Source organism: Rudaea cellulosilytica DSM 22992 (assembly GCF_000378125.1).
Taxonomy (GTDB): domain Bacteria; phylum Pseudomonadota; class Gammaproteobacteria; order Xanthomonadales; family Rhodanobacteraceae; genus Rudaea; species Rudaea cellulosilytica.
Window position 1 is genome coordinate 305,617 of sequence record NZ_KB899244.1, and the last position, 21,128, is coordinate 326,744.

General features: G+C 63.8%; 21 protein-coding genes. 3 read left to right on the top strand and 18 right to left on the bottom strand.

The genetic code is table 11. The features are described from left to right. Positions 1 to 8 precede the first annotated feature (8 nt). The 10 genes from F455_RS0117935 to F455_RS0117980 form a co-directional block, all read right to left on the bottom strand. Positions 9 to 1,022 (bottom strand): AraC family transcriptional regulator, encoded by a 1,014-nt coding sequence (locus F455_RS0117935; protein WP_018974701.1) that lies wholly within the window; start codon positions 1,020 to 1,022, stop codon positions 9 to 11. 5 nt (positions 1,023 to 1,027) lie between these two features. Continuing rightward, positions 1,028 to 1,663, bottom strand: a complete 636-nt coding sequence (locus F455_RS21360; protein ID WP_018974702.1) for an SDR family NAD(P)-dependent oxidoreductase — start codon at positions 1,661 to 1,663, stop codon at positions 1,028 to 1,030. A gap of 123 nt (positions 1,664 to 1,786) precedes the next feature. Next, positions 1,787 to 4,495, bottom strand: a complete 2,709-nt coding sequence (gene mgtA, locus F455_RS0117945; protein WP_018974703.1) for a magnesium-translocating P-type ATPase — start codon at positions 4,493 to 4,495, stop codon at positions 1,787 to 1,789. A gap of 264 nt (positions 4,496 to 4,759) precedes the next feature. Next, complete coding sequence (gene lpxK, locus F455_RS0117950; protein WP_018974704.1) at positions 4,760 to 5,752, bottom strand: tetraacyldisaccharide 4'-kinase; 993 nt, start codon at positions 5,750 to 5,752, stop codon at positions 4,760 to 4,762. A 52-nt stretch (positions 5,753 to 5,804) separates the two neighbouring features. After that, complete coding sequence (msbA, locus tag F455_RS0117955) at positions 5,805 to 7,562, bottom strand: lipid A export permease/ATP-binding protein MsbA (protein ID WP_018974705.1); 1,758 nt, start codon at positions 7,560 to 7,562, stop codon at positions 5,805 to 5,807. After that, positions 7,559 to 7,999, bottom strand: coding sequence for an ExbD/TolR family protein (locus F455_RS0117960; RefSeq protein WP_018974706.1), 441 nt, complete (start codon positions 7,997 to 7,999; stop codon positions 7,559 to 7,561). The genes msbA and F455_RS0117960 overlap by 4 nt, the downstream gene beginning before the upstream one ends. Further along, on the bottom strand, positions 8,000 to 8,671 hold the full coding sequence (locus F455_RS0117965; protein ID WP_245540020.1) for a MotA/TolQ/ExbB proton channel family protein: 672 nt from the start codon (positions 8,669 to 8,671) through the stop codon (positions 8,000 to 8,002). It abuts the gene before it with no gap. A 122-nt stretch (positions 8,672 to 8,793) separates the two neighbouring features. Then, positions 8,794 to 11,118: a DNA internalization-related competence protein ComEC/Rec2 gene (locus F455_RS0117970; RefSeq protein WP_018974708.1), complete on the bottom strand. Its 2,325-nt coding sequence runs from the start codon at positions 11,116 to 11,118 to the stop codon at positions 8,794 to 8,796. 45 nt (positions 11,119 to 11,163) lie between these two features. Then, positions 11,164 to 11,856 carry a lipoprotein-releasing ABC transporter ATP-binding protein LolD gene (gene lolD / locus F455_RS0117975; RefSeq protein WP_026293515.1) on the bottom strand — a complete coding sequence of 231 codons (693 nt, stop codon included), beginning with the start codon at positions 11,854 to 11,856 and terminating at the stop codon, positions 11,164 to 11,166. Positions 11,857 to 11,860: 4 nt separating this feature from the next. Further along, a complete protein-coding gene (locus tag F455_RS0117980; protein WP_018974710.1) occupies positions 11,861 to 13,105 on the bottom strand; it encodes a lipoprotein-releasing ABC transporter permease subunit in 1,245 nt (414 codons plus the stop codon). 362 nt (positions 13,106 to 13,467) lie between these two features. On the opposite strand from F455_RS0117980, the gene F455_RS0117985 reads away from it, so the two are divergent. Beyond that, complete coding sequence (locus F455_RS0117985) at positions 13,468 to 14,046, top strand: porin family protein (RefSeq protein ID WP_018974711.1); 579 nt, start codon at positions 13,468 to 13,470, stop codon at positions 14,044 to 14,046. A 151-nt stretch (positions 14,047 to 14,197) separates the two neighbouring features. Here the strand turns inward: F455_RS0117985 and F455_RS0117990 are convergent, their stop codons facing one another. The 8 genes from F455_RS0117990 to F455_RS23515 all read right to left on the bottom strand — a co-directional run bounded on the left by F455_RS0117990 (position 14,198) and on the right by F455_RS23515 (position 19,055). Further along, positions 14,198 to 14,626, bottom strand: a complete 429-nt coding sequence (locus F455_RS0117990; protein WP_018974712.1) for a protein YgfX — start codon at positions 14,624 to 14,626, stop codon at positions 14,198 to 14,200. Then, entirely contained in the window at positions 14,598 to 14,798 is a 201-nt protein-coding gene (locus F455_RS0117995; RefSeq protein WP_425413748.1) for an FAD assembly factor SdhE, read from the bottom strand. Before F455_RS0117995 ends, F455_RS0117990 begins: the two co-directional genes overlap by 29 nt. A gap of 38 nt (positions 14,799 to 14,836) precedes the next feature. Beyond that, positions 14,837 to 15,256: an MAPEG family protein gene (locus F455_RS0118000; protein WP_018974714.1), complete on the bottom strand. Its 420-nt coding sequence runs from the start codon at positions 15,254 to 15,256 to the stop codon at positions 14,837 to 14,839. Positions 15,257 to 15,384: 128 nt separating this feature from the next. Next, the gene (locus F455_RS0118005) at positions 15,385 to 16,170 is read right to left on the bottom strand and encodes a succinate dehydrogenase iron-sulfur subunit (RefSeq protein ID WP_018974715.1); all 786 of its coding nucleotides are present in this window, start codon (positions 16,168 to 16,170) and stop codon (positions 15,385 to 15,387) included. A gap of 56 nt (positions 16,171 to 16,226) precedes the next feature. Continuing rightward, positions 16,227 to 18,017 carry a succinate dehydrogenase flavoprotein subunit gene (gene sdhA / locus F455_RS0118010; protein WP_018974716.1) on the bottom strand — a complete coding sequence of 597 codons (1,791 nt, stop codon included), beginning with the start codon at positions 18,015 to 18,017 and terminating at the stop codon, positions 16,227 to 16,229. 22 nt (positions 18,018 to 18,039) lie between these two features. After that, positions 18,040 to 18,426 carry a succinate dehydrogenase, hydrophobic membrane anchor protein gene (sdhD, locus tag F455_RS0118015; protein WP_018974717.1) on the bottom strand — a complete coding sequence of 129 codons (387 nt, stop codon included), beginning with the start codon at positions 18,424 to 18,426 and terminating at the stop codon, positions 18,040 to 18,042. Then, positions 18,423 to 18,818, bottom strand: coding sequence for a succinate dehydrogenase, cytochrome b556 subunit (sdhC, locus tag F455_RS0118020; protein ID WP_018974718.1), 396 nt, complete (start codon positions 18,816 to 18,818; stop codon positions 18,423 to 18,425). The genes sdhD and sdhC overlap by 4 nt, the downstream gene beginning before the upstream one ends. A gap of 51 nt (positions 18,819 to 18,869) precedes the next feature. After that, positions 18,870 to 19,055, bottom strand: coding sequence for a DUF1674 domain-containing protein (locus F455_RS23515; RefSeq protein ID WP_245540021.1), 186 nt, complete (start codon positions 19,053 to 19,055; stop codon positions 18,870 to 18,872). 306 nt (positions 19,056 to 19,361) lie between these two features. Here F455_RS23515 and ygfZ point away from each other — a divergent pair, with 306 nt between their 5' ends. Next, positions 19,362 to 20,237: a CAF17-like 4Fe-4S cluster assembly/insertion protein YgfZ gene (ygfZ, locus tag F455_RS21365; protein WP_018974720.1), complete on the top strand. Its 876-nt coding sequence runs from the start codon at positions 19,362 to 19,364 to the stop codon at positions 20,235 to 20,237. Positions 20,238 to 20,640: 403 nt separating this feature from the next. Then, complete coding sequence (locus tag F455_RS0118035; RefSeq protein ID WP_018974721.1) at positions 20,641 to 21,078, top strand: cell wall hydrolase; 438 nt, start codon at positions 20,641 to 20,643, stop codon at positions 21,076 to 21,078. Positions 21,079 to 21,128: the final 50 nt, after the last annotated feature.

Genomic DNA, 21,128 nt, shown 5'->3' on the forward strand with positions numbered 1-21,128 from the left:
ACGTTCGGCTACGACACCTTCGCCGTCTCGCGCCAGCGACTCGGCGTCGTGCCTTCCCAATGATGGAATGCGCGGGTGAAGGAGTTGATTTCTTCGAAGCCGAGGAAAAAAGCGATTTCGCCGGCCTCCAGCTCGGTCGAAACGAGCAGACGACGCGCGGTCTGCTGGCGCACGAGGTCGAGCTGCTGCTGATAACTCGTGCCCTCGTCGGCCAGCCGGCGCTGCAAGGTGCGCGAACTCATGTGCAGCTGTTTCGCCACCGCCTCGACGCTCGGCCGCTCGCCGCGCATGCTGCGACCGAGGATCGCCGCGACCTGTTCGGCCAGCGACGCGGCCTTGGCGTAATCGTGCAATGCCGCTTCGAGCCCCGGCAGCAGCAGGTCGAGCAGATCCTCGTTATGGGTGAGGAACGGTTCGCGCATCGTTGCCGCGTCCCAAACGAGAAGGTCGCGATCCGCACCGAAAAACACGTTGCAGCCGAAATAGTCGGCGTACATCGCGGCGAGCGCGTCTGCCGGCCGGCGCCGGGTGAACTCGACTCGCCGCGGCGTGATCGCGCTATTGCCGGTGCCGCGACGGACCAGCCCCAGCGCCGAAGCGAACATTGCGTCCGTCAACGTAGCCGGTGCGTGGTTTTCCGCGGCGGTCCAGCGATAGTGAGCGATGGCCATCCTGTCGACGTATTCGAGCGTGATTTCCTCGGGACAGACCAGGCGTTTATAGCGCGCGATCTTTGCCATCGCCTCGTGGAAGTCTGCCGAATACAACGCCACGAGCAGGATCGCTTCGGCATGCTCGATCGCATTGTGCTCACCCATGCGCAACCCCGTCGCCGGATCGCCGCCAACCTCGCCGATGGCCTGCCACAATCCGAAGAACTGGCGCGTGCTGAAACGCGGTCTCGCACTGCGGTACAACGCCGGCGACACGCCGGCCAACTCGAGCACGCGCGCTTCGTCGATGCCGAGCTCGCGCATGCGCAGGCGTGAGATCTTCGACAAGGGGATCAGATCTGCGCCCATCGCAGTCACGCCGCCGAGCGAGCAGGGAAGTCGACGACGCGGCCGCGCGGCGCCGGCTCGCCAGACTTCCTCCGCGCGTCCTGCGCGGCCAACCCGCTTTCCCGGGTCGGCATCCCGTCCGTTTCGATCACGCTGACCTCGATTCCGTGGGGCGCGATTTCGCGCGCCAATCCTTCGAAATAGCCGCGGACCGCATGGCTCGCTGCAAGACTGGCGGGATGACTGTCGTCATCGCGGAGCGCGACATGCACGATCCTGCCCCCGCCTTGCTCGTGCAGGATCGGCAGTACCGCGTGGGCGAGACCGACGACCCCGAAAAAATCCCTCTCGAACTGTTTGCGCAAGGTCGCATCGTCCATCTCCGCGACCGGCGGGGCTTCGACCTTGTCCACCAAATTGACGACGACATCGAGCCTGCCGAACGCGGTCAGGGCGGCATCGATCGCTGCATAAACGGTCGCTTCGGCGGCCAAATCGAGCGGCACGGCCAGCACTCGCCCGTCGTGGCGGGCGGCAAGCGCCGTCAATCGCGCCGGCTCGCGCGCGCCGGCGACGATCTGCGCGCCGGCTTTCAGCGCTGCCTCGGCGAGCGCGAGTCCAGCGGCGGAGGCGGCATTGGCAATCAACCAGACTTCGGACATGGCAACTCCTCAGGATTCGCAACGCGGCACAAGGCCGCGCTGTGAACTATAGGAGTCAGGCCCCGATAGGGAAAATCCGATCGCGCCAAGCAGTCATCTGATTACGCCACGCCGATCCGGCGCTCAGAGCAATCCGTAACGCCTGACCATCCAGCTCTTCACTACCTGGGTCAGCGCCATATAGGCAACGAGGATTGCAGCGAGGATCGGCCACCAAATGGCCGGCAGCGGCGAGAAGCCGAACCAGGCGCCGATCGGCAGCGCGGTCAGCAGGATGCCGACGATGCAGATCACCACGCCGGCGACAGTGAGCGGCAGGCTCGCGCGGCTCTGCAGGAACGGAATTCGGCCGGTGCGGATCACGTGAACGACCAGGGTCTGCGACAGCAACGACTCGATGAACCAGCCGGTCTGGAACAGGCTCGCGTGGGCGCTCGTGTTCGCGCCGATGACGAACCAGAGCACGGCGAAGGTGACATAGTCGAAGATCGAGGAGACCGGACCGATGCCGACCATAAAACGCGCGATGCCCTTCAGGTCCCATTGCCGCGGCTTGGCAAGGTATTCCTGGTCGACCTCGTCCGAAGCGACCGCGGTCTGCGAGAAATCGTAAAGCAGGTTGTTGAGCAAGATCTGCACCGGCAGCATCGGCAGGAACGGCAGCAGGATCGACGCACCGATCATCGAGAACATGTTGCCGAAGTTCGACGACGCGGTCATCTTGATGTACTTCAAGATGTTGCCGAACACCTTGCGGCCTTCAAGCACGCCTTCCTCGAGCACGAGCAGGCTCTTTTCGAGCAGGATGATGTCGGCCGACTCCTTGGCGATATCGACCGCGGTGTCGACGCTGATGCCGACGTCGGCCGCGCGCAGCGCCGGACCGTCGTTGATGCCGTCACCCATGAAACCAACGACATGGCCGTCGCGGTGCAAGGCCTCGACCACGCGCACCTTCTGCTGCGGGTTGAGGCGCGCGAACACCGGCGTGTCGCGCGTGGCGAGCATGAGCTCCTCGTCGCTCATCGCCTCGATCTTCGGCCCGGTCAGCCACTTGTCCACTTGTATGCCGACCTGGCGGCAGACATTGCGCGTGACCGTGTCGTTGTCGCCGGTCAGGATCTTCACCGCGACACCGTTCGCGTTGAGCGCCGTGATCGCATCGGCCGCCGAGTCCTTCGGCGGATCGAGGAAGGCGACGAAGCCCATCATCGTTAGGTCCTTCTCGTCGTCGCGCGAATAGGCGGCCTTGGCCTCGATCTCGCGTACGCCGATTGCAAGCGCGCGGAAACCGTCCTCGTTCATCTCGTGAGCGACATCCTTCACTTCCTTGAGTCGCTGCGGACTCAACACGTAGTAGTCGTCCTCGTGCGCCAGGCTCGAACACACCGCGAGCATCTCGGCGACCGCACCCTTGGAGATGATGAAGTGCTTGCCGGTGCTGTTGGCCTTGACGATCACCGACATGCGCCGGCGGGTGAAGTCGAACGGCACCTCATCGACTAGGGCGTATTCGGCATGCAGATGCTGCACAGTATCCGCATCGTGCACCGCATCGAGGACAGCCTCGTCGAGCAGGTTGCGTAGGCCGGTCTGATGGAAGCTGTTGAGCCAGGCGAACTCGAGCACCTTCGCGTTTTCGTCGCCGTAGATGTCGGTATGGCGTTCGAGGATGACCCTGTCCTGGGTCAGCGTGCCGGTCTTGTCCGTGCACAGCACGTCGATCGCGCCGAAATTCTGGATCGCGTTGAGACGCTTCACGATGACGTCCTTCTTCGCCATCTTCAGCGCACCCTTGGCGAGGTTGATCGCGACGATCATCGGCAGCATTTCCGGCGTCAGGCCGACCGCCACCGCGACGGCGAACATGAACGCTTCGAACCAGCTGCCCTTGGTGACGCCGTTGATCAGGAACACGATCGGCACCATCACCGCCATGAAGCGGATCATCAGCCAGGCGAAACGCGACACGCCCTTGTCGAAACTCGTCTGCACGCGTTGACCGACAAGCGAACCTGCGAGTGCGCCGAAATAGGTGTTCGCACCAGTCGCGGCGACGACCGCGGTCGCGCTGCCCGAGACCACGTTCGAGCCCATGAAGCACAGTGACTTCGCTTCGAGCGCGTTCGGCGCCTTGGCGTCGGCTACTGCGAACTTCTCGACCGGCATCGACTCGCCAGTCAGCGCGGATTGGTTGATGAACAGATCCTTGGCCGCGATCAGGCGCAGGTCTGCGGGCACCATGTCGCCCGCAGACAGGAACACGAAGTCGCCCGGCACGAGTTGATCGATCGGCACTTCGAGCTTCTTCACTGCGCGCACCGGCGCGGCATCTTCGTCGCTACCCGGCGCGGGCTCCTCGACTTCGCGCTTCGCCGTCGCCGTATTGCTGACCATCTTGCGCAACTGCTCTACTGCATTGCTCGAACGCGCCTCCTGGAAATAGGCGACGAACACGGCCATGACGACCATTGCGAACATGATCACCGCGCCGATCTTGTCGCTGGTTTCCTCGCCCGTGAACCAGGTGATCAGCGCGAGCGCAGTCAACAGGATGTTGATCGGATTGGTGATGAAACGCTCGCCGATTTCGAGCAGGAAAGGCTTTTTCTTTTCCTGGGCGACGACGTTCGGCCCGTATTTTTCCAGGCGTTCGGCAACCTGCTCCGGATTGAGCGCCTGCCCGCCCGGATTGAGCCTGGCCAAGGCGTCGTCGGAATTCAGCTGCGCGAGCGCAGTCAGTTCCGCGGCGATACGCGCGGCCGCTTCGTTGCGCGCGCCGTTGCGGCCGTTGCCGCCGATCAGCATCGCCGCGATCGAGAATTTCAGCATGAGAGGCTTCCCGTCATACAAATCGCACAAATCGAGCAGTTTGCCCGGACTTTGTGGCAGTTCGGCGACGGGAATGCCAGGAGAGGCGTTGGCGTCGGCAAGCTATCCGCAACGGGATAGCGCGCCGCAAGGGAACTATCCGCGTGGAAAAGTCGGGTTGACTGCAGTGGAGAATCTACTGCAAGGGTCCACGGACGGACGTCCTCGGCAAGAAAGGTGCGCGCAAGGTAGTCGCGCGGCCGAGGCTTGTCAATGGAAAAAACGTTAGCGTTTGTTGAAATCGACGAGGTGCGCGCAGACCGCGTCGAAAAAAGCTTGCGGGAGGTCAGCCCGCACCGGCACCTGCCAGTGCTCCGGGCGAGCAAACGCGCGGCATTTGACCGCATCCTTCGCGGTCATGAGCACGGGCGCATCGTCGCCAAAGTCGAGATCGCTCGCGACGTAGGCATGATGGTCGGCGAACGCGTGCTCGACGACCTCTATGCCCGCAGCGCGCAGCATCGCGAAAAAGCGCGCCGGGTTGCCGATGCCGGCGACGGCATGCGCGCGACGCCCGGCGAATTCGCGCAGCGGCTTCTGCGGTGCCGGAGCGAGCAAGGAAACCGCCGTGTCGCCGACGAGCTGCATGGGGACTTCGCCCGCCCATGCCTGGCCGCCATTGCAGACAAGGAAGTCGATCGAATCCAGCCGCGACAGTGGATCGCGCAGCGGCCCGGCCGGCAACAGCAGGCCGTTGCCGAAGCGACGCTCGCCGTCGATGACGCATATCTCGACATCGCGGAAAAGCGCGACATGTTGCAGGCCATCGTCGGCGACGAGCACGTCGCAATCGTGACCGGCAAGCAGCAGGCGTCCCGCCGCGGCGCGGTCGCGACCGACCGCGACCGGCACGCCCGTCGCCTCACGGATCAACAGCGGTTCGTCACCGACGCGCGCGGCGTCGCTGTCCGCATCGAGCACTTCGACAGCAATGGCCGCGCCGCCGTAGCCACGGCTGATCACGCCGGGTCTGTGCCCGCGCGCACGCAATGCCTCGACGAGCGCAATCACGAGTGGGGTCTTGCCCGTGCCGCCGACCGTAATGTTGCCGACGACGATGATCGGTACGGGCAGGTGCTGCGGTTTTTTCCGACCCAGAGTGTATGGTGCACGATGTAGCGCGCGCAGCACGCGATAAACGGGCACAAGCGCACGCAGCCAGAAGGGAGAAGATTCGGCGCCGTACCAGATTTCGGGCAGTCGCTGCGATGGTTTCATCACGCCGAGAGCAAGAGCAGAGATAAACGGAATGCCGGCATCGCCGGCATGATTAAGTTGTCGACTCGTGGAACTGCAGGCGATGCAGCGCCGCATACTTGCCGCCGGCCGCGATCAGTTCCGCGTGCGTGCCGCGCTCGACGATGCGGCCTTCGTCGAGCACGGCGATCTGGTCGGCATGCTCGATCGTGGAAAGACGATGGGCGATCACCAGCACCGTTCGACGTGTCATCAGGCGGCTGAGTGCGTCCTGGATCAGACGCTCCGACTCGGTGTCGAGCGCACTCGTCGCTTCGTCGAGAATCAGGATCGGCGCGTCCTTGAGGATCGCGCGCGCGATCGCGATGCGCTGACGCTGGCCGCCGGAGAGCTGCGCCCCACCCTCGCCCACCGGCGCATCGAGGCCGAGCGGCAGGCGTTCGATGAATTCCATTGCGTTCGCCGCACGCGCCGCGGCTTCGATCGCCTCGCGCGAGGCGCCGGCGAGCGCGCCATAGGCGATGTTGCGCGCAATCGTGTCGTTGAACAGCACCACATGTTGACCGACCCAGGCGATTTGCGCGCGCAGCTCGGCCAGGCGGTAATCGGCGAGCGCGACTCCATCCAGGCGGATCTCGCCCGCCGTGGGCTCATGGAAGCGCGGCACCAGACTGACCAGGCTGGACTTGCCGCTGCCCGAGCGCCCGACCAGCGCGGTGACCGTGCCCGGCGCGCAGCGCAGATCCACGCCATCGAGCGCGTCGCTGTGCTGGCCCGCATAGCGGAACGAAACGCCACGCAGATCGATCTCGCCGCTGCACTGTGTGATCGACCGTGTACCCGTATCGGGCTCGCCTGGCGCATCGAGCACGCCGAACAGGTCTTCGGCCGCGACGATGCCACGCTGCATGTTGGCCTGCACCGTGGTGAGCTGCTTGATCGAAGTCAGCATCACGCTCATCGCCACGATGATGGACATGAATTCGCCGGCGGTGATATGCGCGATGATGCCGGGGCGCGTCGCGACGAAAATCACCGATGCGATCGCGAACGCGGCGACGATCTGCACCGTGGACGTCGACAGCGCATTCGTTGCCGCGATCTTCAGGTTGAGTCGACGATTCTCATTCGCCACCCGGTCGAAGCGCTCGCGCTCGTAGATCTGGCCGCCGTAGATTTTCACCTCGCGCTGGGCGCTGACGACCTCGTCTATCGTACCGGTGACCTCGCCCATTGAGTGCTGAATGCGCGGCGCGATGCGACGGTAACGCTTGCTGACCGTGGAGACGATCAAGGCGATGATCGGCGCGAGCACGAACAGCGCGGCGGTCAGGCGCACGCTCATGCTGAGCATGACGACGACGTAACCGATGATCGTCAGCGAATGCAGGATGAGGATTTTCAGGGAATCGGTGCAGGCCGACGCGACCTGTTCGACCGTGAAAGTCAGGCGCGAAATCATCTGCCCCGAGGTTTCGCTCGCGAAATGCGCGGCAGGCAGTTCGAGATAACTCGCAAACACTTCGTTGCGCAGGCGATGCACGATGCCACGCGCGACGCGCGCCATGCCGTAGTCGGTGAGATAGGTACCGATGCCGCGCACGGCGAAAATCGCGATGATGAAAAACGGCATCCAGAACACCCAGAACTTGTCGTGTTCGGTGAATACCTCGTCGACGATTTTCTTGATCGAATTGGCGAACAGTGCCGAGCAGGTCGCATCGAGCGTCATGCCTAACAACGCGAACGCGACCACGCGCCATGACGGCCGCAGATAGCCGAGCAAGCGCCGATAGGTCGCGAGGAACGACGGTTTCGCGGCGTCGCTCATGGGCCGGCAGGCTTGCCCGTGGCGTCCTTACTGCGCGTCGTCGCGATCGAGAGGTGGGTGAAGCCGAGCTGGCCGAGCGCGTCCATCGCGGTGACCACGGCCTGGTGCGGCGTCATCGCGTCGGCGCGCAGCACGACCTGGCGGTCGCGATTGTCTCCGCCGATGCGCGCGATCGCTTCCTTGAGCGTGTCGACCGCCGGATTGAGTACTTCGTTGTTGTCGACGAAGTAGTGGCTGTTCGCGTCGACCATGATGATCAGAGCCTCGCGCTGCGGCTCGCCCGCCGTCTCCGACGCCTCGGGCAGAGTCACCTTCATCGCCGAATGCTGGACGAAGGTCGTCGTCATGACGAAGAACATCAGCAGCGTAAGCATGACGTCGATCAGCGAGATCACATTGATCTCGAAGTCGTCGTTGCGGGTGGCACCGAGCCGCATTCAGGCGGTTTCCTGGGCGACCGTCACGGCGTCGCGCGGACGCGCGGCGCGCGCCGCGGCCACGCTTTCGGAATGCGCGGAAAGTTCGTCCATCAGCACGATCACGTCCTTCTCCATGTCGACGACGTAGTCGGTGACGAGGCCGCGAAAATAGCGGTGGAAGAAGTACGCCGGGATCGCCACGCACAGGCCTGCGGCCGTGCACACCAGCGCCTCGCCGATGCCGCCGGCCATCTTGAGCGGATCGCCGACGCCGGAAACCATCACCGCAAAGAACATGCGGATCAGGCCGAACACGGTGCCAAGCAGGCCGAGCAGTGGTGAGATCAGCGCGATCGTGCCGAGCGTGTTGAGGAAGCGCTCGAGCCGATGCACTACGTGGCGACCGGTATCCTCGACCCGCTCCTTCATGATCTCGCGCGAGCGCATGCGCACGCTCAGCGCCGCGGCGAGAATCTCGCCGAGCGGCGAGTTGTCGCGCAGCGTCTCCACGTGCTGCGGATCGAGCTGGCGGTTACGCGCCCACTCACGCACCTGCGTCGTCAGGCCGGGCGGAATCACCGAGCTGCGCCGCAGGGTCCAGAAGCGTTCGAGGATGATCGCGATCGCGATCGCCGAACAGATCACGATGGGCAACATCGCCCAACCGCCGGCCATCAGAATTTCCAGCACGCAACATTCCTCTCAGGCTTCCGCTTCGACTGCGAATCATACCAGCGAAACGTATTGGCTTAGCGCGTTTGGTGACGGACTCGACGATTCCCCTTTTTCCGCTCGATCCTCGTCATCGGTACTCATTCGCGCCAGTACGGATGTCGGTCGATCCGACCCTGCTCGATCAGTCGCGGTGCGGCGTCCGCGGCGAAACGGAAATCGGCAAAACCGCTGTGCGGCGTGTCCAGCAACGACACGCCCGCCGCGCGATAGCGCGCGACGATCGCGGGACTCGGATGATTGAAATGATTGCGGTAGCCCGATGAGACCAGGGCCAGTTCCGGCTCGAGCGCGTCGATGAACGCAGGGCTCGACGACGTCTTGCTGCCGTGATGCGGCACCTGCAGCAGCGTATGCGCCGCGACCGGCGCCAGCGCCGCGGCTACCTCGGCTTCCACGGTCGCGGTGATGTCGCCGGTCAGCAGCAGGGCGCTGTCGCCGCTGCGCACTTCAAGCACGCAGCAGCGGTCGTTGTTCTTCGCGGACAGCGGCTCGTGCGGATGCACGATGCGGAAGGTCACGCCGTTCCAGCTCCACGCCTCGCCGGCCAGGCACTGCGTCGCCGCCACGTGCAGGCGCTCCGGCTCGCCACCGCTCACGGCCGCATGCGGAAATGCGGCGAGCACCGCCGCCGCGCCGCCGGCGTGATCGTTGTCGCCATGGCTGACGATCAGCTTATCGAGGCGCGTGATGCCGATCGCATGCAATGCCGGTACCACCGCGGCCTCGCCGAGATCGAAACCCGAAGGAAAACGCGCGCCGGCGTCGTAGACGAGGGTGTGGTCGCGCGTGCGCACGACGACCGACAGGCCCTGCCCGACATCGAGCATCAGCGCTTCGAATTCGCCATCGGCCAGCACATGGCGCGCGGGAACCAGCAGCGGCAGGAACAGGACGAAGCCGAGGCCACGCGCCGGCATGCCGCGCGGCAACAGCAACCATGCGGCGCCGAGCATCGCCAGCGCGAACGCCCAGGCGCTCGGCTCCGGGAAATACCACAGCGCGCCAGGCCAATCGGCCATTTGTTCGAGCAGCCGCCACAGCGCGAGCATTGCGTATCCCGCCAGCGTGAGCAGCGGAGCGCCCAGCGCGGGCACCACCAGCTGTAAAAGAGCGCCGGCAACGCCGAACGGCAGGATCAGGAAGCAGACCACCGGCACGGCGATCAGGTTCGCCAACGGCCCGATCAGCGAACTCTGGCCGAAGAACCAGATCGTCAGCGGCAGCAGGCCGAGGCTGGCGACGCCTTGCGCGCCGATCATCTCGCGCCACCAGGACCGACGCTCGCCGCGGCCGCCGAGGCAGAACATCAACCAGGCCACACCGACGAATGACAGCCAGAATCCTGCGCTGAGCACGCATAGCGGATCGAACGCGAGCAGCGCGATCACCGCGAACGCGAGTCCGTGCACGGGCGCACGCGCGCGGCGCACGAGGTTTGCGGCAAGCAGCATGCCGATCATGACCAACGCCCTGCGGGTTGGCAGCCCGAGCCCCGAGATCGCTGCGTAGCCAAGTGCGAAGGCGATGCTTGCGAGCGCCTCGATCAGCGGCGCCGGCCAGCGCAGGGTCAACCGCGGCGCGAGCTTCCACAGTCCGCGCACGAACAGCACGCCGAAGCCCGCGAACAGCGCGATATGCAAGCCGGAAATGGCGATCAGGTGCGGAATACCCGTCGCGCGCGCGACGTTCCATTCGTGCTCGTCCATCGCGCGCTGATCCCCGAACGCGAGCGCCCGCAACACATCGCTCTGCGGACCGGTTCCGAGCGTGTCGGCGATGCCTTGCGAGATGCGTCGGCGCAGGTGCTCGACGCAAAACGTGCGCTCGCCCGTCGCCGCGTTGAGCGTGTCCTCGCGCACGTAGCCGGTGGCGTTGATGCCCTCGGCCAGCGCATAACGTTCGAAGTCGAACGCGCCTGGATCGATCAGGCCGCGCGGTCGTTTCAGGCGCACATGCAGGCGCCAGCGCGAGCAGGGTTCGATGTCGGGAACGACAGTCTTTTCGCTCGCGTACCAGTGCAGGCGCAGCGTGCCGGAGAGCGGAACCGACTGACCGGCGCGCTCGGCCGCGGCGACGGCGAGATCGAAACGGGTGGCGTCGTCCTGTGCATACGGCAGGCCGAGCACGGCACCGGTGACGACGATGTCTTCGCCCTCGAGCGCCGCAGGCAACCGCGCCGACAGCGCGAGGTCCGCGCGCCAAACGGTCCATGCCGCGCCGAGCAATACGTAGCCGAGCCAGCGCCAGCGGCTATGCCGCGAGGCCAGAATGAGGCCGGCAATCGCAACGGAGATCGTCAACCAGAGCGAAGGCAGCGCGGTCAACGCCTGCACCGCGACCGCACCCGCGAGCAGCGCAACGGCAGTCGCGACGCTGAACAATTGCGGCAATGGAAACCTCATGTTTCCCCTCCCGTCCCCGGGGGAAGGATACTTGTTCGCAGCGGCTTACGCCTGCAAAGGTTCGGTCAGACCGCCGCCATGCAGTTCGAGCACGCGATCCATGCGCCGCGCGAGCGTGCGATCGTGGGTGACGAGGACGAAGCTCGTGCCGATCTCGCGGTTGAGCTCGAGCATCAGCGCGTAGACCTGCGCGGCATTTTTCTCGTCGAGATTGCCGGTCGGCTCGTCGCCGAGCACGCAGGCCGGGCGCGTGACCAGTGCGCGCGCAACTGCACAGCGCTGGCGCTCACCGCCGGACAACTCGCCCGGCTTGTGCGCGGTGCGATGCGCGAGGCCGACGCGTTCGAGCAGCTCGTTGGCGCGCTGCTTCGCCTCGGCGACCTTCGTGCCGCGGATCAAGAGCGGCATCGCCACGTTCTCGAGCGCGGTGAATTCGGGCAGCAGATGATGAAATTGATAAATGAAGCCGAGCGAACGATTACGCAGCTCGCCGCGCTCGCGGTCGGACAGCTTCGACATCGCACGGCCCTCGACTTCGACCTCGCCGGAACTCAAGGTATCGAGTCCGCCGAGAATATGCAGCAGCGTGCTCTTGCCCGTGCCTGAGGCGCCGACGATCGCAAGCGTCGAGGCACGCGCGAGCTCGAAGCTCACATTGCTCAGCACCGGAGTGTGCAGCTTGCCTTCGGCATAGGTCTTGGCGACGTTGCGCGCGCGCAGGACAATGTCGTTGTTCATCGCATCACTCATAGCGCAGCGCCGCTGCCGGTTGCGTACGCGCCGCGCGCCAGGCCGGGTACAAGGTCGCGAGCAGGCAGAACACCCACGCGATCGCGGCAACCCAGCCGACATCGCTCCAATGCAGGTCGGACGGCACCTCGTTGATGTAGTAGATGTCCGCCGGCAGGATCTCGAAGTTGAATGTGTGCTCGAGCCACTTCGCCACGACCGGGATGTTCCACGCGAGCAGCACGCCGCCGACCAAGCCCAAGAGAATTCCGAAGCTACCGACGATCACGCCCTGTACGGTGAAGATGCCCATGACCTTGTTCGGCGAGATGCCGAGCGTGCGCAAGATCGCAATGTCGGCCTGCTTGTCGGTGACGAGCATGATCAGCGTCGAGACGAGATTGAACGCGGCGACGCCGACGATCAGCGAGAGGATGATGAACATCACCGTCTTCTCCATCTTCACCGCGCTGAAGAAGTTCTGGTGGCTCGTTTCCCATGTCGTGATGCGGAAGTATTGTCGTTCGAATCTATCGCGCAAGCCGGACGCGATCTTGTACGCATCGAACATGTCGTCGAGCTTGAGGCGGATCCCGCCGGCCCCCTCGGCGCGCAGCAAGGTCACTGTGTCGTCCAGGTTCATCAGCGCGACGCCAGTGTCGTACTCGGCGAAGCCGACTGAGAATACGCCGACGACCTCGCAGTTCTTCGAACGGGGTACCGCGCCGACCGGCGTGACGCTGGCCTCGGCCACAATCATCGTGACTTTGTCGCCGACGCGCACGCCGAGCTGCATCGCCAGCTCGTTGCCGAGGATGACGTGGAAACTGCCAGGCGTGAGCTGCGCAAGCGAGCCGGAAAGCAACTTGTCCCCGACGTTCGACACCTTCGGCTCCTGCTCGGGCACGATGCCGTGTACCACGGCATAGCCAGTGCGCCGCCCACGCAACATCGCCTGCGCATCGAGATACGGCGCCGCGCCGACTACATGCGGGCTGTTCTCCACTTTCTTCACGGTGTCGCGCCAATCTGCAATGCCACCGTCGACGCTCTCGATCGAGGCGTGCGCGACCATGCCGAGGATGCGTTCCTGCATGTCGCCCTGGAAACCGTTCATCACACTCATCACCGCGATCAACGCCATCACGCCGACCGCGATGCCGAGCATCGACACGAGCGAAATGAACGAGATGAAGTGATTGCGGCGCTTGGCGCGCGTGTAGCGCAGGCCGATGAACAGTTGCAGCGGATGAAACATGCAGTTGGAAATCCGTTTACGAAAAAGCTGCAAATTCGCAGAGGAGTCGACCGTCGGCGTTAGCGACCGGCTCTTGGGTCGCTTCAACGCCGACAGTTATTGCCGCGCGCAGCGTCGGCAATAACCGCAATTGTACGTTGCCACCCGCACGCGCGTCAGTTCGACCGCGGCCGCGCAGACAGGTTCCTGTACGCGCTTTCATCTACTTGAACATTTAATAAACCGTTCGGTGTTGAAATTAAACTCCGCAGCCTTACTTGGTATCCGAGCATGAGGCGGTCACAACGACCGCCGATGCGACGCGGCCTTCGGGCGCGCTTTGTCGATTCACTACGCAACAACAAAAGCAACGGAGACACCCCATGAAAAATACGCTGTTCGCTATCGCCCTCGCTACCGCTTCGCTGGCTGCTTTGCCGGCTGTCACCCATGCCGCCGACGGCGCCGGTGGCGCCTTCGTCAACGGCAACATCGGCCGCTCCAGCCTCGACAAGGGCTTGTACGACGACAACGACACGGGTTACGGCATCAATGCCGGCTATCGCTGGCTGCTCAATCCGAACGTCGCGCTCGGCGTCGAAGGCGGCTACACCGACCTGGGCAAGTTCGACACCAAGGGTGCCTACAGTGGACTCGGCCTCGGCCACGCTTCAGTGAAGGGTTGGACCGCCGGTGTCAACGGTCGCTTCAACGTGGCCCCGCAGTGGTATGTATCCGGCCGCGCGGGCCTGTTCCGTGCCGACACGAAAGGCTGGACCAACGAGACCGTGTCGACCTACGTCGACGACAGCAGCACCAAATGGTATGCCGGTGCGGGCTTCGGCTACGATTTCAGCAACAACCTCTCGCTCGGCCTGAACTACGACTACTACAAGACGAGCACGAACCGGTTGAACCTCGACCCGAGCCTGTTCTCGGTCAGCGCGGAATATCGCTTCTGAGGCTTGAAATTCCTCTTTACCCCACCATTTCCGATTTAACTCCAACGCAGGGATGCACACAGGGACAACCGGCCTCGCAAGAGGCCGGTTTTCTTTTGCCCGGGACTTTTCTCTTCGCACTGATGCACAGCGGATCGCACAGCCGATATCTTCAATGACCTGCGGTCGAATTGGCGCGCGCCAAGCGCACACGCAGGCGTCGCCGGATTTCCTCGTCGACATTGTCCGGCAACAGCACGAACGAGCAGATTCGTTTCGGATCGACGCGCAGCATGAGCACGATCAGCGCGCCGAGCACCACCGCATGGTGGAGCTCGCCGACCTGCTCGCGTTCGGCGACATCATGCAGCCGCCAATGGCCGGCGGAGTGCCACATGATGTGCACGAACGGCGGACGCAGGAATCTCCGCGACGAATGCAGTGCGTAAGCTGCCACCAGCGCGGCCAGCACGAGCTTGATCCAGGCATTCAGCCCGCACAGCGCGATCGCGATCAGCGCGAGCGCGGCGATCACGACGAGGGCGAGCAACAGCCAGCGCGACGGCCGGTAGTCAAACGCGATCGCGGGTACGGATTTCATCGATGATGCGACGGAAACGCAGGTCGTCCGGCGCGCCGTGCCCCTGTAGCCAACGCCACAGCTCCGGGTCCGGCTGTTCGAGCAGTTCGGCGAACGCCGCCTTCGCCGTCTCGTCTGCCCGAGCGTAATGCGTATCCAGCCACCCGCCGAGCAGCTGGTCGAGTTCGCGCATGCCGCGCCGGCAGCGCCAACGCAGGCGACCCGTTTCGCTCACCTGAGCAGCCCCCAGGCAAGCACGCCCCAGAGTATCCATAGCGCAAAACTGCTCGCCACATAGGCGTAGAAACGGTGCATCACCTTGTTGTAGCCGCACTGGATCGCGCTGTGGGCGACGCGCAGCGCGACGAATGCCCATGCCAGCCCCAAGGTGACGGCATTGACTTGCGCAGAGAGAACCGCGACAGCCAGGGCCGCGTAGAACAGCACCGGCATCTCGAACAAATTGCGGAAATTATCGGCGGCGCGCGTGTCCGTGAGCCGCGCCGCCGCCTGCGCAGAGTTGGCGATCGACTGCGGATGAATGCGTTCGCGTTTCATCTCGCCGATGCGCGTGGCGTACATGCGCATCTGCACGACGAAAGTCAGTGCGACCATGGCCACTGCGGGCCAGAAGATCAAACGCGCATCCATCGGCCGCCCCTATGAACTAAAAACCGTCGCGTGCTAAGGCAGATTGCGTCGACGGCACGCAGGAAGCGGAGTGTACATGCGTGTACCTGGATTCCGAGCACCGGCGGCGCGTAACGTGCGCAACCGTTTTACACGCCCTTGCGCTCGACCATCAATTTCTTGATCTCGCCGATCGCCTTGGCCGGGTTCAAGCCCTTCGGACAGGTGTTCGTGCAGTTCATGATCGTGTGGCAACGATAGAGCTTGAACGGATCTTCGAGCTCGTCCAGGCGCGCACCGGTCTCCTCATCGCGCGAGTCGGCGATGAATCGATACGCCTGCAACAGCGCCGCGGGGCCGAGGTACTTGTCGCCGTTCCACCAGTAACTTGGGCAGGCGGTAGAGCAGGATGCACAGAGAATGCACTCGTAGAGACCGTCGAGCTTGGCGCGGTCCTCCTTCGACTGCAGGCGCTCACGGTCGGGCGGCGGCGGCGTCTGCGTGCGCAACCACGGCTTGACCGCGGCGTACTGCGCATAGAAGTTGGTCAGGTCAGGCACGAGATCCTTCACCACCGGCATGTGCGGTAACGGATAGATCTTCACGTCGCCCTTGATCTCGTCGCAGGCCTTGGTACAGGCCAGCGTGTTGCTGCCGTCGATGTTCATCGCGCACGAGCCGCAGATGCCCTCGCGACAGGAACGACGGAAAGTCAGCGTCGAGTCGATCTCGTTCTTGATCTTGATCAGCGCGTCGAGAACCATCGGCCCACATGAATCCATGTCGACTTCGTACTCGTCGATGTGAGGGTTTTGGCCGTCGTCCTCGTTCCAGCGGTAGACGCGGAACGTGCGCACGTTCTTCGCGCCCGCCTTCGCCGGGTACTTCTTGCCCTTCTGGACCTTGGAATTCTTCGGAAGAGTGAACTCAGCCATGTCTGCTACCTATTATCGATTCGGCGACCGGCTCGCGCCGGGATGACGGGCAAAAATCAATAAACGCGCGCCTTCGGCGGCACTGGCGCCACTTCGTCGGTCAGCGTGTTCATATGCACCGGCCGGTAGTCGAAGCTGCAGGCGCCCTTGGCGTCGACCTTGACCAGCGTATGCTTCATCCAGTTGACGTCGTCGCGCTCGGGGAAATCCTCGCGTGCGTGCGCGCCGCGCGATTCGTGGCGCTGCTCGGCCGAGTTGATCGTCGCAACGGCGTTGTACAGCAGGTTCTGCAACTCGTAGGTCTCGATCAAGTCGGAGTTCCACACCAGCGAGCGGTCGCTGACGCGCACGTCCTCGAACGAGGTGAAGATCTTCGCCATCTTCGCGCAGCCTTCCTGCAGGCTGGATGCGGTGCGGAACACCGCGGCGTCGCTCTGCATCGTGCGCTGCATGTCGAGGCGCACGTCGGCAGTCGCGCGCGAGCCCTTGGCGTTGCGCAATTTGTCGAGATTGGCCAGCGCCGCGTCGCAGGCGTCTGCGGGCAGCTCGACGTGCGAGGCGCCCGACTTGATCGTCTCGGCGGCGCGGTTCGCGACCGCACGGCCGAACACGACCAGATCGAGCAGCGAGTTGGAGCCGAGGCGGTTCGCACCGTGGACCGAGACGCACGCCGCTTCGCCGATCGCGTACAGGCCTTCGACGACCTTGTCCGGGTCGTCGCCGAATTTCTGCACGACTTCGCCGTGGTAGTTGGTCGGAATGCCGCCCATGTTGTAGTGCACGGTCGGCAGCACCGGGATCGGCTGCTTGGTCACGTCGACGCCCGCGAAGATGCGCGCGCTCTCGGCGATGCCGGGCAGCTTTTCATGGATGACTTCGGGGCCGAGGTGGGTCAGGTCGAGCAGGATGTGATCCTTGTGCTCGCCGACGCCGCGACCTTCGCGGATTTCGATCGTCATCGAGCGCGAGACGACGTCGCGCGATGCGAGATCCTTGTAGTGCGGCGCGTAGCGTTCCATGAAGCGCTCACCGTTCGAATTGCGCAGGATGCCGCCTTCGCCGCGCACGCCTTCGGTGATCAGGCAACCGGCGCCGTAGATTCCGGTCGGGTGGAACTGCACGAATTCCATGTCCTGCAAGGCCAGGCCGGCGCGGGCCGCGAGGCCCGTGCCGTCGCCCGTGCAGGTGTGCGCCGAGGTCGCGCTGAAGTAGGCACGGCCGTAGCCGCCTGTGGCGAGCACGATGCCGTGCGCGCGAAACAGGTGCAGCGTACCCTCGGCCATGTCGAGCGCGAGCACGCCGCGGCAGGCGCCGTGGGCATCGAAGATCAGGTCGAGTGCGAAATATTCGACCTTGAACTGCGCGTCGTGCGCTAGCGACTGCTGGTACAGCGTGTGCAGCATCGCGTGGCCGGTGCGATCGGCAGCGGCGCAGGTGCGCTGCGCCGGCGGACCTTCGCCGTAGCGCGTGGTCATGCCGCCGAACGGACGCTGGTAGATCTTGCCTTCTTCCGTGCGCGAGAACGGCACGCCGTAATGTTCGAGCTCGACCACCGCAGCCGGCGCGGTCTGGCACATGTACTGGATCGCGTCCTGGTCGCCGAGCCAATCCGAGCCCTTGATGGTGTCGTAGAAGTGGTAGCGCCAGTTGTCCTCGCCCATGTTGCCGAGCGCAGCCGAGATGCCACCCTGCGCCGCCACCGTGTGCGAGCGCGTCGGAAACACCTTGGTCAGGCAAACGGTCTTCAAGCCCTTCGCAGCGAGGCCGAAGGTCGCGCGCAAGCCCGCGCCGCCGGCGCCGACGACGACCATGTCGTATTTGTGTTCGGTGATCTTGTAAGCCGACATTGTTGTTCGTTTCCTGTTGCTGCTAGGCGAGAGCGACGCGCACGATCGCGAACACGCTCGTGATCGCGCCGGCGATGCAGAAGAATTTCACCGCAAGCTGCGAGACGACTTCGAGCCACGGCGTGTGCACGTAGTCTTCGATCACCACCTGCAGGCCGAGTTGGGCATGCCAGAACATCGCGATCACGAATGCGCTGAGCCATACCGCGGCGAAATGGTGGTGCAGCATTGCGCGTGCCTGGGCGTAGTCGGCATGCACGAGCGCGAGGGCGAGGAAGATCGCCCACAGCGACAGCGGAACGAGTGCGACCGCGGTCACGCGCTGAACGATGAAGTGCTGGGTACCGCTCTTCGCGGAACCGAGTCCGCGCACGCGCTTCAACGGAGTGCGGAAATCCTGGCTGCTCATTTCGCGCCTCCCTGGGCAATCACGCAGGCCCAGATCAGGCCGGTGAACACGAGGCTCACGATGACGACGACCCAGCCGGAGCTGCGCGCCTGCTGGATGGAATAGCCTTTACCGACATCCCAGAACAGGTGACGAATGCCGTTGGCGAGATGGAAACACAGCGACCAGCTCCAGCCGAAAAGCAGGACGAGGCCGAGCGGCGAGCCGCAGAACGCACGTGCGCCGGCCCAGGCCTCGGCGCCATTCGCGAGCGCAAGCAACACCCATACGAGCAGCAAGGTGCCAGCGGCCAGCGCAATGCCGGTCGCGCGGTGCACGATCGATAGTGCCATAGCGAGCGGCCAGCGATAGATTTGCAGGTGCGGTGAAATCGGGCGGGCATTTTGCGGCATACGGAACCTTGTATGTGGCTACTTCGGGTTGAATCGGGATGCGGCGCGCAGTCAGAAGTCGACGCAACGACCGTTCTTCTCCCAGTCACCGTAGCGCGTGGGCTCGAGTCCCTTGCGCCCGCCGATCTCCTTCGGCAGCGGCTTCGCCGGGGGCGACGGCACCGCGGATGATACCGTCTCGGCACGATCGTACGGTGTTTGCGCGACCGGGGTGGTTTCGATTGGCTGAGTCGGCATGATGTGAGGCTTGCCCATGTTCGCTTGACAACGCGCGGGAAATCTCCATGTTTCCCGCAATGCACAATTATAACGCTTGGCCTCGATTCCTGACATGCTGCGCGCAGCGATCTGCCCGATTACAGGGATCACGACGGAATCGGGCCAGCGCCCCTCGAAAACCTACAGCGCTCGATAATTTCCGCGCCGGCGGCGCTCGGAATCCTCAGATACTGTTTGTATGCTCTGGTTCCTGCGCTCCGGCGATCCAAATTCCCGTCGCTCGTCACGGTTTTTGAGTGCCCCAAAAAATCGGAACCCATACCCATGAGCACTTTCAACCGCGTCGCGCTGCCTGCTCTGCAGATCGTCGAAATTGCTGGCCCCGATGCGATTGCGTTCGCCCAAGCTCAGTTCTCCAGCAATCTCGATGAGCTGGCGAGCGGGTCCTGGCAGTGGTCCGCGTGGCTGTCGGCGCAAGGTCGAGTGCGTGCGTTTTTCCACCTGCTGCGCGACGACGACGAGCATTTACGTCTGATCCTGCGCGGCGGTTCGGCGGCGAGTTTGCGCGACGCGCTCGCGCGCTACGTGTTGCGCGCCAAAGTAACACTGCGCGCAATCGAACACGGCGGCGCATTCGTCGAACGTCTGTCGCTCGACGACGATGACAAGTCGGCGCAAGCGAAACGCATCGAATACAGTCTCGACTCCCGCGCAATCATTCTGCCCGGCTCGCTTCCGCGTCGACTGACGCTGACCAAAGCCGACACCGCCGCCGACGCGGATGCTTCCGAAGTCGCGCGCAACGCAAACGCTCTGGCCGACATCGAGGCCGGTCTCGTCACACTGGCGCCCGCGCTCGAGGACAAGCTGCTGCCTGCCTGGATCGGACTCAATGCGCTCGCTGCGACGAGCACGAACAAGGGTTGCTATCCCGGCCAGGAAATCGTCGCCCGCCTGCATTTCAAGGGCAACAACAAGCGTCATTTGCACCGCATCGTATTCGGCGCGACGCGACTGCCCGAGCCAGGAGCGTCGCTGGGCGAAGGCGCAATTGTCGTCTGCTCCGCGCGCGCCGACGGCGAGCGAGGCGTCTCGCTCGCGGTGCTCGATGAGCACGCTGCCGGCACTACCGGCAATCTCACTGCACCCGGAATCTCGGTGCTTGCGATCGAGCGCGTCGACGCAAACAGTAAAAAGTAAACTATTTTCAAATTACACTTTGTATACCTGTTTACAAAGATACTTTGAGACAAAACAGCTTTTTACCATTTTATCTTTTGCTTAATCCATTCTGAACACGCTCGTTCAGGTTTCTGCATTCTTAACATTTGCGCGTTGTGTGCAACGCACAAATCGACTAACCTGCCGGCACTGAATCTTCGCGCTGCCCTCATTCTTCCGGCGCGCACGCGCCGACAACGCAGAAGTGCGTCGGCGCAACGGAATCGAACGATTCCGCACATCTTTCACTGTTTGAGCGCGCGATTACTCGCCGCTTGCTCACGGTGTAACGAAATCCCGCTCGAAATTCCGCTTGGCGCGCCTTTTGTTTCGCGACATGGAATTGCGCTAACGAATTCTCTTGTTGTCGTGAAGCTCGCTGATGAAATTGTCCTTCCTTCTCTGGCTCGCCTCGATCTTGCCGCAACCCGTGGCCGATCGCGCCTGCCTCGCCGGTGCGATCTATCTCGAAGCACGCAGCGAACCCGTGGCCGGCCAGCTCGCCGTCGCCGAGGTCGCGCTGCGCCGTGCCGACAGCGGTCAGTGGGGCAACTCGGTCTGCTCGGTACTGACTGCACCCGGCCAGTTCGCGTTCTCGGTCGCGCCGCGAAACTACGTGATGAGCGAATCCGACGCGCTGCAGCGCTCGTGGGCGATCGCGAACATCGCCATGGTGAACTGGTCGCTGCCGCCTAATCTGCGCTACTCGGTCGTGCCGAAGGCCGACCATTTCTACGCAACCAATACACCGATGCCGGACTGGGCGCACGGCTATCCGCTCGCGCGCATCGGTGACCACAGCTTCTATCGCGCGGACTGACCCCGGCGGTCGATGCGCACATCGGGCGCGTCGGAAAAAGTATAGGTTTA

Coding starts and splice junctions, on each gene's coding strand:
- sdhD (WP_018974717.1), bottom strand. CDS start 18,426: ATGAGCAGCCAGGATTTCCGCACTCCGTTGAAGCGCGTGCGCGGACTC.
- F455_RS0117980 (WP_018974710.1), bottom strand. CDS start 13,105: ATGTTTCATCCGCTGCAACTGTTCATCGGCCTGCGCTACACGCGCGCC.
- F455_RS0118035 (WP_018974721.1), top strand. CDS start 20,641: ATGAAATTGTCCTTCCTTCTCTGGCTCGCCTCGATCTTGCCGCAACCC.
- mgtA (WP_018974703.1), bottom strand. CDS start 4,495: ATGCTGAAATTCTCGATCGCGGCGATGCTGATCGGCGGCAACGGCCGC.
- F455_RS0117985 (WP_018974711.1), top strand. CDS start 13,468: ATGAAAAATACGCTGTTCGCTATCGCCCTCGCTACCGCTTCGCTGGCT.
- F455_RS0117995 (WP_425413748.1), bottom strand. CDS start 14,798: ATGCGCGAACTCGACCAGCTGCTCGGCGGGTGGCTGGATACGCATTAC.
- sdhC (WP_018974718.1), bottom strand. CDS start 18,818: ATGCCGCAAAATGCCCGCCCGATTTCACCGCACCTGCAAATCTATCGC.
- lpxK (WP_018974704.1), bottom strand. CDS start 5,752: ATGAAACCATCGCAGCGACTGCCCGAAATCTGGTACGGCGCCGAATCT.
- lolD (WP_026293515.1), bottom strand. CDS start 11,856: ATGAACAACGACATTGTCCTGCGCGCGCGCAACGTCGCCAAGACCTAT.
- ygfZ (WP_018974720.1), top strand. CDS start 19,362: ATGAGCACTTTCAACCGCGTCGCGCTGCCTGCTCTGCAGATCGTCGAA.
- F455_RS0117970 (WP_018974708.1), bottom strand. CDS start 11,118: ATGAGGTTTCCATTGCCGCAATTGTTCAGCGTCGCGACTGCCGTTGCG.
- F455_RS0118005 (WP_018974715.1), bottom strand. CDS start 16,170: ATGGCTGAGTTCACTCTTCCGAAGAATTCCAAGGTCCAGAAGGGCAAG.
- F455_RS21360 (WP_018974702.1), bottom strand. CDS start 1,663: ATGTCCGAAGTCTGGTTGATTGCCAATGCCGCCTCCGCCGCTGGACTC.
- F455_RS0117935 (WP_018974701.1), bottom strand. CDS start 1,022: ATGGGCGCAGATCTGATCCCCTTGTCGAAGATCTCACGCCTGCGCATG.
- sdhA (WP_018974716.1), bottom strand. CDS start 18,017: ATGTCGGCTTACAAGATCACCGAACACAAATACGACATGGTCGTCGTC.
- F455_RS0118000 (WP_018974714.1), bottom strand. CDS start 15,256: ATGGATGCGCGTTTGATCTTCTGGCCCGCAGTGGCCATGGTCGCACTG.
- F455_RS0117990 (WP_018974712.1), bottom strand. CDS start 14,626: ATGAAATCCGTACCCGCGATCGCGTTTGACTACCGGCCGTCGCGCTGG.
- msbA (WP_018974705.1), bottom strand. CDS start 7,562: ATGAGCGACGCCGCGAAACCGTCGTTCCTCGCGACCTATCGGCGCTTG.
- F455_RS23515 (WP_245540021.1), bottom strand. CDS start 19,055: ATGCCGACTCAGCCAATCGAAACCACCCCGGTCGCGCAAACACCGTAC.
- F455_RS0117960 (WP_018974706.1), bottom strand. CDS start 7,999: ATGCGGCTCGGTGCCACCCGCAACGACGACTTCGAGATCAATGTGATC.